The following is a 12,230-nucleotide window of genomic DNA, read 5'->3' as shown; positions in this document are numbered from 1 at the left end:
TGGTAGATCACGCTGCTGAGCAAAATCTGCTTAAGCTGGCTAAATCAATCGTTTGCTTCAAAAATAATCGCGAAGATACAGAGTTCACCTAAACTCGTGCAAAAACTATTCAAGCAACTTTGAATCAGTTCGTCAGGTTTTGATCAAAACCAAGGATGCCGGCTGAAACAAGAGAAAGGAAACTGTATGAAGAGTAGAAAAAAGAAGTCATATTTAACATTATTCAGTGCTGGGATTTTAGCAAGCCAACTTTTTGTTTCTCCCGTATTACTGGCGAAAGAAAGCCCTCAGCCTGATAACTATTCAGAAAATACAAATGTCGAACAGCAACTTGATGACCAAGATTCATCGGCAGCAGAAGCCCAAGAGAGTCAAGAAGACGTCAGCAAAGAGCAAACGGAGGGCTCGACCGAGTTATCCTCCGAATCAAATGAGCCGCTTATGGATTCAGAAACAGCAGATACCGTTGTAGAATCTCTTGATTCGTCTGAAGAAGCAGACTCAACGCAAACGACCGAGTCATCGGAAACGACCGAACTAGAGGAATCAGAGTCCGCGGAACCTTCCGAGGAAGAGGAAAAAATAGATGCTGAAACGGACGATCTAGAAGTAGAAACAGAGAACAAGCCAAAAGAGACCGACTTGATTGATGAGTCATTGGCACCAAAAGAAAATGAAATTTCAACTGAGAGCAACGAAAATACTGAAAATGCAAAAAAAGAGGAGCCGAAAACACCTCCGATTATTGCACCTGAGCAAGTAATAAACCCTGTCGTTCAATCACCAGATGCTACTTCTCACTGGAAAAATTCTTTTTATGATGGACGTACCATTGATTTACCAGAGAGTTTTCGGGCAGCAAAGATCGCAGATTCGAATCTGTTAGATTTCACCTTGCCGATATTAGCTGATTATGATGCGCAATGGCAAGCGGCATTCGTCTACGAGATCATCGGGCAAATTGGTGAACTAGAAGAACCATTGACGATGGACGAATGGATCAATGAACGGATCAAAGCGGTGATAAAAGGAGAAGCTAGCTGGATAGAAAAAGAACAGCAGGTTGAACAATTACAACCGGGGGATCTTTTATATGACGCAAATAAGTTAATCGGTATCTACCTCGCAGATGGTTACCAAGCAAGTTTAGTGACAAATCAAGAAGAGCCAACGAAAACTGCCATCGAAGTTCAGCGGGTTTCTATCGAAGAGCTGCTATCGATCAGACGGCTATCAAATCCTGAATTGGCTACATATGGCGAAAAGCTAGTTACTGAATATCCAGCCCCTTACGAATTTACAGTGAATCAAAAGACCCAGACGTTTATTGAAACATTGGCACAAGAAGCCCAAAGCTTAGGGCAAGAATACGATGTCTTTGCTTCTGTATTGATCGCGCAAGCGATCCTTGAAAGCGGCAGTGGCGACAGCGGGCTTTCCAGCAGTCCCCATTATAACCTTTTTGGGATCAAAGGCAGTTATCAAGGAAACAGCGTGACTTTACCAACAATGGAAGATAAAGGCAACGGAGAACTATTCCAAATTCAAGCCGCCTTTCGTTCCTATTCAAGTTATCGAGATTCCATGGCTGATTATGTCAAATTGATTCGCGGAGGAATCACTGGAAATCCAACCTTTTATCAAGACGTGTGGCGCTCTGAATCAAAAAACTATCTTCGGGCAGCAGATGCTTTGACGGGCACTTATGCGACCGATGTTAATTATAGTAAAAAAATCAATTCACTGATTGCGGTCTATGGATTGACGCAATATGACCAAGTGATCGCAACAGAAACAGGCTTGTTTATCCAAGGAAAAGAACAAATTCCAGAAGAGTATCGCTCCCTCATGACATTTCGAGAATACAACGGTCGTGACTACAATCTTTCTGGTTCGTATCCTGTTGGACAATGTACTTGGTATGTGTTCAATCGCGTGAGTCAATTAGGCGGTCAAGTAGATGACTACATGGGAAATGGTGGTCAATGGGGCAATACCGGACGACGTTTAGGTTACAACGTCAGTCAAACACCTAAAGCAGGCAGTATGATCTCTTTTGCACCTGGAACAGCTGGATCTGATCCTCGTTATGGGCATGTCGCTTTTGTTGAAGCCGTTGGTCCAAATGGTATTTTGGTTTCAGAAGGAAATGTCTATGGTGGAACCACAATCTCTTATCGCGTGATCAGCAATGAATTGGCGCACTCATCAAGTGTTTCATATATTATGCCAAAATAAGGATGGAGGGCTGGCAATATGAGTAAAAGGCATAGACAAATAGGTCTTCCTATCAGCGGTATCTTTTTGATGGTCCTTTTGCTTATTGCGTTTCTTCAGCCGTATCGACTGGCGTTAGTCAGAGGAACGTCCATGCTGCCGACGATCGAGGATCGACAAGTTGTGCTGATCCATAAAAAGCGCCAGCCAAATCGCTATCAGCTGATCGCTTTCGAACAGGAAGGGAAATTTTTGATCAAGAGAGTGATTGGTGTGCCGGGGGATTCCTTCGTTCGTACACAGGAGCGTTTGTTGATTGGGGCGGAGGATACTGACTTTGATTTTTCATTTATGATCACTGTGAAGGATGAAGCCGTTGAGGCGTTGCCGATTCGGGGGTACCTCAAAGAAGATGAGTACTTTGTCGTTGGCGATGCACTGCTCACTTCAAGTGATAGTAGAGAATTTGGAATCATTTCAAGTAAAACCTTTTATGGTGTGGTGACCACGTTCTTCTGACACATCAGCTTCTTGAAAGGAAGTTTGCGATGATTCATTTCTTGCAACATATCAACGAGACTAAGTTTGTATCAAAAGGGATGAATAAAACGAATTTTAGTTTTGATGGAAGGAAGAGACTGTGATTTTTATCTATATTGGGATGATACTGCTTGCCATTGGAGCAGGTAGTATCATCGGTTGGCGATTGTATCGAGAATATTTATTAAGAAAAGTTGAAAAGCAGCTGTCGTCAGATGCTTTAGCCAAAAGGAAACTGCGTTTATTTAAGCACAACCTGCGCAGTGGGCACCTGCTAATTGTATTGGGCTGCAGTAGTGCCATAATCGTAAGTGTCTTGCTACTAACAGTTTTTCAGCTGACAGGCGGCATTCATTTGCAAAGGCTGCAAGAAGAAACTAGTCAATTGAAAGAGGAAGTCTTCGCGCTAAGAACTGAGCAAACGGAATGGATGCGTATGCCGATTTTTGCTTATCCTGAGAACGGCTTTGCTTTTGAAGCGATTGATTGGGAGCATTTACTCGTATCCAATGATCGTGAAGCACAGTTTGCAGCTGAATATGAGTTGGCCTATCAGTTATCACCATATCTAGGTCGCACCGTAGCGATGATTTTTGTTGATCAGCCCTTGCAAGAAATCTCGATTGTTCTATCTAGCAAATTACCATCAATTGATGACTTAAACGGATGGGAAGAAAATTTTTCTCGTCTACTCCATGATATGCAGAACGTTCCCTTGATCACCCAAGGAACCTTCTCTGTTCAATTTTCCAAGGATTCTGATCAGTCCTTTGAGCAGGCGATCATTCGTGACGAGAATGGAGTTTGGACCCTTTTAGAACGCAGCTTTCCAAACACTGACGCTCAAGAAGTAGCTAATAACGAGGGGAGCGAAAGCATATCCTCTACTCCTCAAACGGATCAAAGTGAAACGATCAATACAAATGAACAAAAAGGCAGTGTGAAAAATTAATGATGAAAAAGAAAAACAAAGGTTTGTTTTCTGTCCAAAAGCTAATGGATGAAGTAAATCAATTATCCATAGGAGAGCTGAATGAATTTGAGGAGACAAATCAAGAAGAGGGAATCATTGAGGATCAAGGGTCCGCAAAGGCTACGCCTGAAAAAAAAGAGAAAGGAACCAATCGACAAGCGGACAATGAACCCCCTAAAACCCAGAAAGAAACAGCGAAACCTGTCGCACAGACTTTAGCAAAACCGATTTCTCACCAAAGAGTGTCTGTTGATCAACAGACAGATCAAAGTGTCAAAAAGATAGCAGTGCAGCAAAAATCCTCTGGGAACCGTGATAACCACGCCAAGGATAGTCAACTCGTTGAAGATAAAGGAGAACGTATGGAGAAAGAATTGAGTATAAACCAGACACATAAGCAAGAGTCGGAAGAACAAGAAAAGGATCATATGATTGAAAATTTATCTTTTGAAATTAAAGAATTGATTTTAGAAAACGAGCAACTACAGGAAGAAAAAAAACAGTTAAAAAAACAGCAGAAGGTAGTGGCTCAACAAGAAGCAGAGGCAAAAGAATTAAAAGCTTCGCTAGTAGAAGCGAATAAGAAAGTCAAAGACCTAGAAGAACAGCTTAGAAAAGTAGATACAGAAAAACTTGAAGCAAAGATCCAGCAATTAGAAGCTAAGTTAGCTGTTCAGCAAGAAAAAGAGCAAAAAGAGAAACAAAATTACGAAAAGGAACGCGCTGAATGGACGTTGAAGCGGCAAGAAATCCAGCAGTTGCAAGAAGTAATTGCTGATTTGAAACAGCAATTGGCAGAAAAAGAAGAGCTTGCAGCAAAAGTTTCAGCTAGCGAATCAAATGAAGAAGTCGCAGAGCTTCAGGCGAAGATCGAAGCACTACGGGAAGAAAATGCAACCTTACAAATCGAAAACGAGCAGTTCCAAACAGAAATCAGTGAGGTTTTAGTCTTTGCTAGAAGAAAAGCAAATCGCACGATTCAAGAAGCGAAGATCGAATCTGAACGAATGATCCGTACGACAGAAATGCGAATCGATGGCATTCATGATCGTGCCAAGGAGATTCTTTTTGAAGTGAACGAGACAAAAGAAAATGTGATTCATTTGTTTGACGATCTGCATAATCAAGTTTATCAGCTTTCAGATAAAAAATTGCTTTTTGAAGAACTTGAAAAGTAAGCTTCTACATTTATATGGTCGTTAGTAAAAAAAACAGTAGATCAAAATCTGATCTACTGTTTTTCACTATTCTCAGTTATTCGGAGTTACCATCATTTGGTTCTGGTGGATCCGGCGGTGAGGAAGGATTTTCTTCACTGCTGGAAGGCGTTGTTGAGCCAGGATCCTGACTAGAAGCAGGAGGTGTAACGACCGAAGATGAATCATCCTCATCAGGTGTTGTCACTGGGGGTGTCACTTCGCTTGATGATTCTGTTGTACTTGATGGTGTTGCTTCACTACTTTCTGTAGAAGGTGTCGTCGGTTCAACGTACGAACTACTGCTGGACGAACTTGGTGCTGAATAGCTTGGCTGCGTGTATGTCCCTTCAAGATAAAGCTCTCTTCCGATCCGTGTCAGTCCATCTGGCATTGTCCAGTCCGTGTTTTCTACAGAAGCAGAAACATAGCGCATCAATTCACGATAGACATCTGAAGCCACATGGGTACTGCTATCAGTGATCGGTGTCATTTTGTCGTTGTATCCGGTCCATACCGCCAATGAATAGGAGGGAGTATAGCCGGCAAAAGTAATATCCGGATAAGCACCGTTTGATGTATCCAGTTGTGCTAGCTGGTCATCGGTGTAATTGGAAGTTCCCGTTTTCCCTGCTTGGTATAACCCATCGATTTGCGCATTGGTTCCAGTACCGACAGAAATAACATCTTTCAAAATATCGGTCACCATATAAGCCGTCGTATCATCCATTGCTTCTTGACCATCAACTTTAAAGGATTCTTCATCTTCGGTCCCATCTTGCATGACGATTTTGTTGACGTACTGAGGTTCATAATAGGTTCCACCGTTTGAAAACGCAGCATAAGCAGCGGCCATTTTCAGGCTGGAGATCCCATATTTTGTGCCATCTAATTTATCCGTATTGCTAGAAATCGCATTAGATTGAGTAATCGTGTGGTATTCGATACCCAACCCGCTAAGAAAGTCGGCGATATTATCCGCTCCAACTTCATCAAACAATTTCACTGCTGGTACATTTCTGGATTCTGCTAAAGCAGTTCGAAGCGTGATATTGCCCATATATTGGCGATCCCAGTTGTACACAGGAATATCGGTTCCTTTATAAGTATAAGGTTCATCTAAAATCATTCTACCGGTAGAGTCTTGTAGAAATTGGAAGGCAGGGCCGTAGTCTGTGATCGGTTTAACGGTCGATCCAAAGTCCCGAGCGACGTTGACAGCCAGGTTGTTTGCTAGAACGTCATCAACGTTGCGGGCACCAATTTGAGCCGTGACTTTGCCCGTATTGACATCAACTAAAGTAGCGGCAACCTGCATCTTATCGTCTGGATAATTAACATAATCATCGCTGTTGACGATGTCATATAACCGTTTTTGCGCATCGATATCGACATTGGTGTAAATATCTAAGCCATCGGTATAAACATCTTTGCCGGTTTTTTCTTTAACTTCTGCGATCACTTCGTTGAAGTAATTATCAAAGTATTTCCACTCTTGGTTTTCTCGAGGGTTTTCTTGCAATCCTTCTTGAATATCTTCGGCAACGGCCGCATCATATTCCGCTTGCGTGATTTTCTCGTTTTCAAGCATTGCGCCTAAAACCACATCTCGACGACTTTTCGCATTATCAGGATGAGCGAAAGGATCAAACGCAGAAGGGGCATTTGGTAAACCAGCAATCAAAGCGGTTTGCGCTAGGTCTAGTTCAGCCAAAGGTTTGCCGTAAAACTTCATAGCAGCTGTTTGCATTCCATAAACCCCGTTGGACATATATACCTTATTAATATAGTAAGTCAAAATTTCCTGCTTTGATTTGGTTTGTTCAAGCCGAACCGCCATCCAAGCTTCTTGTGCTTTTCTTCGTAACGTTTGATCTTCGGCGCTGGTAGAAAAGAAGGACAGCTTGATCAATTGCTGAGTCAACGTACTTCCGCCTTGCATACCGCCGGTTGTGGCATTGGATAATGCAGAACCAACGATTCGGATTGGATCGACCCCGATATGCTGATAGAACCGACGATCTTCGACAGAGACGATCGCATCTTCCAGCAGTTGGGGAATCTCACTTGCGGTGATTTTTTCTCTCGTTTCACTTCCGAATTCAGTGATCAATTCACCGTTGGAGGCATAAAAGCGCGAAGAAACAGTCGAATCCAAACGTGTTTCATCAAGTGCTGGTGCATCTTTGGCGTACCACCAAAACAGCCCCATTCCTGATAAAATCCCGATACAGCCTAAGAAAAATAGGCCCATAAACACTTTTAAAATAATACTCCCAATACTTCGTTTGCCTTTGGCTTTAGGGGGCTTTGGTGCTTTTTTAGCAGTGCCTTTCTTAGAATCATGCCGAGAGGTCCTCGATTGTGATTCATTTGCCATACTCATCATTCTCCTTCATCGTTAAAAATTGATCAACTGCTTTTAAATAGGGAATACGCGGCGCAATAGTGGGGATGATTTCGATCCCATTGGTTTCGATATAGGCCAACGTCATTGATTTTTTTCCAGTTTCCTTTTGCAGGTGCCACTGAGAAACTAAGCACTTGCTATCTAGAAAAAAGCAGCGTTGTAGACTAGAAAACCATAAAAGAACAAAACATAATCCCGCTTGTTCCAAACAGTCTTCCATATGCTTGATTTGGTGTGGATGAAAATTTTTAAAGGGAAATGACGTTTTGTTTTGAGTCTCTTTCGCTTCAAAGTCGATATATTGCCCTTGATAAACCCCATTGTAATCGGTGGTAGAGGCCTCTCGAAAGTAGGCTTCTTTAATTACGGCGGCGCTTCTTCTCGGATAATCTACCTTGACGATTTGAACTGGTGTCGGTTTCTTATGAATGACCGCAAGTTTGCGATTTAAATAATAAAGGTTGCTTTCATTGATCGCTTCTTCAAAACGCATCCCACGATTGGCATACGTTTTTGGCTTTATTAGTTTTTCTTGCATTTTTTGTTTTTTGCCGTCATCATAGGTAGTAGATTGTCCATTCGGGTAACGAATAACCATGTTGTTCACACTCCTAGGCAACATTATACCAAAAAGTCGTTTGGAAAGAAAAGAGATGACCAGAGAAACAATGAAAACCTTATACTTTACTGGCTATCGTAATTATGAATTAGGTGTCTTTCAAGCAAAAGATCACAAGATTGCAGTTATTAAGAAAGTAATAATGTCGGCATTGACCAATTATGTCGAAGAAGGGCTAGAATGGCTCTTGATCAGCGGGAATCTTGGAGCAGAGCTGTGGTGTGCCGAAGCCATTGAACAATTAAAACAAACATACCCGGAACTGAAACTAGGAATTATTTTTCCTTTTGAAGGGTTTGGTGAAAATTGGAACGAAACGAATCAACAGGCACTGCAAACAGCGAAGTCATTTGCCGATTATGTCAATGCCACCAGCCATAAGCCTTACCAAGACCCCAGTCAATTAAGAAATCACACAGCGTTTTTACTGGAGCATACTGAAGGTGCACTTGTGTTATATGATGACGAATTTCCAGGAAAACCTAATTATTTCTTAAGAGATGCGAAAGCCTATAGTGAGCAAAATCCCTACTTTATTCATCAAATAACAATGGATGATTTACAAAACGCAACATTTGATAGTAATTTACTTTGATTTTCGTATATTTTTTGATAGAATGGTCTAGAAAGTGAAAACCATTTGGAATAAACAATGAGGTGTAAATAATGGCAAATTTAATTTATAGTCCAAAAGATATTCTGCAACAAGAATTCAAAACAAAAATGCGTGGATATGATCCAGTGGAAGTGGACGAGTTTTTAGATAATATCATTAAAGACTACGAAAGCTACAATAAAGAGATCTTAGCCCTGCAAGAAGAAAACGATCGTCTGACAGCGAAAATCGATCAATTGTCGAAAAACCAAGCAATCGCTTCTCGTGTTCAACAAGAAGCACCGAAAAGCCAAACAGTCACAAATTTTGATATTTTAAAACGTTTGTCTAATCTTGAAAAAGAAGTGTTTGGCAAAAAGCTTGATCGTGAATCAGAACCTGTCACTCGTTCTTCTTCATACAACAGCAACTATACAAATGCTGATTTTGAAGACGACAACGAAAAAACCCGTCAATTCTAATGTAGAAAAGATAGTTGTGATTTTCGGGTAATTGCGGCATAACTCGATTATGCTGAGGAAAGTCCATGCTCGCACAAGCTGAGACGCTTGTAGTGTTCGTGCCTAGCGAAACCATAAGCTAGGGTACTTGAGAAAGTAACGGCAGGAAAAATGGCTAAGGTGCAAGCTATGCCAAAGTATCCTTGAAAGTGCCACAGTGACGAAGCAAGCCGGGAAACCGTCTTGGTGGAACGCGGTAAACCCCTCGAGCGAGCAACCCAAACAATGGTAGGGGCACTTTTTGCACGGAAATGAACGGAGCAAGAAGGCAAGTAATTGCAGATAGATAATTACCCAGTGTTTTCTTCTCCCTGAGGAAAATACGGACAAAACATGGCTTATAGAAAATCACAACCTATCAGGGAATCCTTCCAGCAACGGAAGGTTTTTTTATACCAAGAAGGAGAGCGTTATGACTGAAAAAACATTTAATTGTATTGCCACCGCTGCGAGCGGTTTAGAAGCACTAGTGGGCAAAGAATTACGGGATTTAGGGATCGAGTGTGAGGTTGAAAACGGCCGAGCGCGCTTTAAAGGGACAATGGAGACCATTGCTACCGCGAACTTGTGGCTCCGTACAGCCGACCGTATCAAAATCGTCGTTGGGGAATTTGACGTATTGACTTTCGATCAGCTGTTTGAAGAAGTTAAAGCGTTACCGTGGGAAGACTTTTTACCGTTAGACGCTGAATTTCCAGTAGCCGGAAAATCAATCAAATCAAAATTGTATAGTGTACCTGACTGCCAAGCGATTACCAAAAAAGCAATCGTCAATCGCTTAAGAGAAGTATATCATCGTCCGGCAAGTGTGCCGCTGACTGAAACTGGCGCTTTTTTCCAATTAGAAGTCGCTTTATTGAAAGACCATGCGATGATCACATTGGATACGACTGGCCCTAGTTTGTTTAAACGCGGCTATCGTTTAGAAAAAGGGGGCGCACCTCTGAAAGAAAACATGGCTGCGGCTTTAGTGATGCTGACAAATTGGTACAAAGACAAGCCTTTTGTCGATCCCGTTTGTGGATCAGGCACATTGTGTATTGAAGCAGCTTTGATCGGCCATAATATCGCCCCTGGATTTAATCGGGAATTTGTTTGCGAAACGTGGGATTGGTTCCCAGCAGAAGTATTTGAAAAAGTACGGAAAGAAGCAGATGAAGCAGCAGATTATGATGTCGAATTAGATATTACCGGTTCGGATATCAATGGTCGAATGATTGAGATCGCCCGCCGGAATGCGGAAGAAATCGGTCTAGGAGACTCGATCACCTTCAAACAACAAGCTGTTAAAGACTTTAAAACAGAAAAAGAGTATGGTGTCGTTGTGGCTAACCCTCCTTATGGCGAACGCTTAGGAGAAGAAGAGTCTGTTCAGCGACTGTATCAAGAAATGGGCCAAGTGTTTCGACCGCTTAAAACCTGGAGCAAGTACTTTTTGACCAGTGACTTGACTTTTGAGACCCATTACGGCGAAAAAGCGACAAAAAAACGCAAATTATACAACGGTGCGATTCGTACCGATCTCTTCCAATACTGGGGACAACGTCCGCCACGCAAAAAGGAGTTTGCTGAATGAAAGAACAAGAATTTCTGAAAGAATTAAAAGAAATCGATCTATTACAACAAGCAATGGGGATCTTAGGCTGGGACAATCAAACGGGGATGCCAGAAAAAGCCAGTGATTACCGGGCGGAAGTTGACAGCTATTTATATGGCCTCTATTTTGACAAAAAAATTGGAGAGCCGATCCAAGAAGCAATCAGCTATTTTGGGAAACACCCAGAAGAATTATCAGAAGTTGGGAAAGCGGCTTATCAGCTAGTCAAAGAAGAGTATGAATTGCAAAAAGATGTACCAAATGAGTTGGCGATGGCGGCTTCCGCAGCAACGTCAAAAGCACATACTGCTTGGCTCAAAGCCCGTAAAGAAAAAGATTTTTCTTTATTTAAAGACGCACTTTCTGAAAATATTCGCTTGACGAAAGAATTGATTCCTTATTGGAAGAAGAATGAGCTGACAAACTATGATGTGTTGTTAAACCAATACGAACCAAATATGACGGTTGAGATCTTGGATAATGTTTTCTCACAAGTGAGAGACGGTATCATGGATATTCGTCGTCAATTGGCTGAAAAAGGAACAGCACCAGATACTTCGATCCTGTCACGTAAGATGACCGAAGCGCAGCAACGTAAATTTATCTCAAAAGTGATTGCCGACTTAGGCTATGACTTTTCTCGCGGCCGCTTGGATAATACGGTCCACCCATTTGCTACGGGGATCAATCACAACGATGTGCGTTTGACTACTCGTTGGAGCGAAAACGATTTTTCAATGGGACTATTCGGTGTAATTCATGAAGCCGGACATGGAATGTACGAGCAAAATATTGACGAAAAATACGAAGGAACACCGGTTCATGAAGGAGCGTCTATGGGGATCCACGAATCTCAATCGCTTTTTAATGAAATCATTATCGGCAGTAATCGCAATTTCTGGGCCAAGCAATACCCATTTTTCCAAGAATGTGCGGAAGGCTCGTTTGATGATGTGTCTTTTGACACCTTCTATGATTCTTTGAAGCATTCTAAAGCCAGCTTGATCCGTATTGAAGCTGACAGTTTGACTTACGTAATCCATATCATTATTCGTTACGAGATCGAAAAAATGATCTTTAACGAAACAGTATCGATCGATGAACTGCCGAAAATCTGGAATGACAAATACGAGGAATATTTAGGGATTCGTCCAGAGAATGACCTTGAAGGAATCTTACAAGATGTTCATTGGTCAGGTTCCAGCTTTGGTTACTTCCCATCCTATGCGTTAGGGTATATGTATGCCGCGCAATTACTGCATGCGATGGAAAAAGAAATCAATGTCGATGAAGTGTTGGCTTCAGATGATTATTCACCGATTCGTAAATGGCTGACTGAAAATATCCATCAATATGGGGCATCAAAGAAACCAAATGAATTGATTTTAGATGCAACGGATGAATTATTGAATCCTCAATATCTATTAGACTATTTACGTAAGATCTATTTTAGTGTCTATAAAATCAGCGAGGCGCAAGATTTCGCTTAAAAGAAACGAGTGAAAAGAAGCTTCGCAAGACGTTGCCGCCCTAACTGTTTCGTGGGGTGCTCGTTTTGTTGA

The 12,230-nt window shown here is 41.8% G+C and carries 10 protein-coding genes and 1 other RNA gene; 9 read left to right on the top strand and 2 right to left on the bottom strand.

All coding sequences use genetic code 11. From position 1 onward, the window contains the following. Positions 1 to 186: 186 nt before the first annotated feature. From ACIPK1_RS12085 to ACIPK1_RS12070, 4 genes are all read left to right on the top strand, one after another. A complete protein-coding gene (locus ACIPK1_RS12085) occupies positions 187 to 2,238 on the top strand; it encodes a glucosaminidase domain-containing protein (RefSeq protein ID WP_144330375.1) in 2,052 nt (683 codons plus the stop codon). Between the two features lie 18 nt (positions 2,239 to 2,256). Further along, the gene (gene lepB / locus ACIPK1_RS12080) at positions 2,257 to 2,736 is read left to right on the top strand and encodes a signal peptidase I (protein WP_015509748.1); all 480 of its coding nucleotides are present in this window, start codon (positions 2,257 to 2,259) and stop codon (positions 2,734 to 2,736) included. 121 nt (positions 2,737 to 2,857) lie between these two features. Beyond that, the gene (locus tag ACIPK1_RS12075; RefSeq protein WP_400451007.1) at positions 2,858 to 3,709 is read left to right on the top strand and encodes a hypothetical protein; all 852 of its coding nucleotides are present in this window, start codon (positions 2,858 to 2,860) and stop codon (positions 3,707 to 3,709) included. Beyond that, positions 3,709 to 4,908 carry a hypothetical protein gene (locus ACIPK1_RS12070; protein WP_016611736.1) on the top strand — a complete coding sequence of 400 codons (1,200 nt, stop codon included), beginning with the start codon at positions 3,709 to 3,711 and terminating at the stop codon, positions 4,906 to 4,908. Before ACIPK1_RS12075 ends, ACIPK1_RS12070 begins: the two co-directional genes overlap by 1 nt. A 76-nt stretch (positions 4,909 to 4,984) precedes the next feature. Here the strand turns inward: ACIPK1_RS12070 and ACIPK1_RS12065 are convergent, their stop codons facing one another. Continuing rightward, the gene (locus tag ACIPK1_RS12065; protein ID WP_034872636.1) at positions 4,985 to 7,306 is read right to left on the bottom strand and encodes a PBP1A family penicillin-binding protein; all 2,322 of its coding nucleotides are present in this window, start codon (positions 7,304 to 7,306) and stop codon (positions 4,985 to 4,987) included. Then, on the bottom strand, positions 7,296 to 7,934 hold the full coding sequence (gene recU, locus ACIPK1_RS12060) for a Holliday junction resolvase RecU (protein WP_008379833.1): 639 nt from the start codon (positions 7,932 to 7,934) through the stop codon (positions 7,296 to 7,298). Before recU ends, ACIPK1_RS12065 begins: the two co-directional genes overlap by 11 nt. A gap of 70 nt (positions 7,935 to 8,004) precedes the next feature. Here recU and ACIPK1_RS12055 point away from each other — a divergent pair, with 70 nt between their 5' ends. The 5 genes from ACIPK1_RS12055 (at position 8,005) to ACIPK1_RS12035 (ending at position 12,158) form a co-directional block, all read left to right on the top strand. Further along, positions 8,005 to 8,550, top strand: a complete 546-nt coding sequence (locus ACIPK1_RS12055) for a DUF1273 domain-containing protein (RefSeq protein ID WP_400451026.1) — start codon at positions 8,005 to 8,007, stop codon at positions 8,548 to 8,550. A gap of 71 nt (positions 8,551 to 8,621) precedes the next feature. Continuing rightward, positions 8,622 to 9,032, top strand: coding sequence for a cell division regulator GpsB (gpsB, locus tag ACIPK1_RS12050; RefSeq protein ID WP_005226142.1), 411 nt, complete (start codon positions 8,622 to 8,624; stop codon positions 9,030 to 9,032). Between the two features lie 19 nt (positions 9,033 to 9,051). Next, an RNA gene (gene rnpB / locus ACIPK1_RS12045) (RNase P RNA component class B) lies at positions 9,052 to 9,417 on the top strand. A gap of 66 nt (positions 9,418 to 9,483) precedes the next feature. Then, on the top strand, positions 9,484 to 10,647 hold the full coding sequence (locus ACIPK1_RS12040) for a class I SAM-dependent RNA methyltransferase (RefSeq protein WP_005236030.1): 1,164 nt from the start codon (positions 9,484 to 9,486) through the stop codon (positions 10,645 to 10,647). Beyond that, the gene (locus ACIPK1_RS12035; protein ID WP_400451004.1) at positions 10,644 to 12,158 is read left to right on the top strand and encodes a carboxypeptidase M32; all 1,515 of its coding nucleotides are present in this window, start codon (positions 10,644 to 10,646) and stop codon (positions 12,156 to 12,158) included. The genes ACIPK1_RS12040 and ACIPK1_RS12035 overlap by 4 nt, the downstream gene beginning before the upstream one ends. Positions 12,159 to 12,230 lie beyond the last annotated feature (72 nt).

The sequence above is a fragment of the Enterococcus sp. NPDC086594 genome (assembly GCF_044746145.1).
GTDB lineage: Bacteria > Bacillota > Bacilli > Lactobacillales > Enterococcaceae > Enterococcus_D > Enterococcus_D entomosocium.
Note: the sequence above shows the minus strand (reverse complement) of the source record. Positions and strands in the feature narration are given on the sequence as shown.

What these genes read in the sequence shown, in the direction of transcription:
- ACIPK1_RS12085 (WP_144330375.1), top strand. Translation starts at nt 187, where the DNA reads ATGAAGAGTAGAAAAAAGAAGTCATATTTAACATTATTCAGTGCTGGG.
- lepB (WP_015509748.1), top strand. Translation starts at nt 2,257, where the DNA reads ATGAGTAAAAGGCATAGACAAATAGGTCTTCCTATCAGCGGTATCTTT.
- ACIPK1_RS12070 (WP_016611736.1), top strand. Translation starts at nt 3,709, where the DNA reads ATGATGAAAAAGAAAAACAAAGGTTTGTTTTCTGTCCAAAAGCTAATG.
- ACIPK1_RS12065 (WP_034872636.1), bottom strand. Translation starts at nt 7,306, where the DNA reads ATGGCAAATGAATCACAATCGAGGACCTCTCGGCATGATTCTAAGAAA.
- recU (WP_008379833.1), bottom strand. Translation starts at nt 7,934, where the DNA reads ATGGTTATTCGTTACCCGAATGGACAATCTACTACCTATGATGACGGC.
- ACIPK1_RS12055 (WP_400451026.1), top strand. Translation starts at nt 8,005, where the DNA reads ATGAAAACCTTATACTTTACTGGCTATCGTAATTATGAATTAGGTGTC.
- gpsB (WP_005226142.1), top strand. Translation starts at nt 8,622, where the DNA reads ATGGCAAATTTAATTTATAGTCCAAAAGATATTCTGCAACAAGAATTC.
- ACIPK1_RS12040 (WP_005236030.1), top strand. Translation starts at nt 9,484, where the DNA reads ATGACTGAAAAAACATTTAATTGTATTGCCACCGCTGCGAGCGGTTTA.
- ACIPK1_RS12035 (WP_400451004.1), top strand. Translation starts at nt 10,644, where the DNA reads ATGAAAGAACAAGAATTTCTGAAAGAATTAAAAGAAATCGATCTATTA.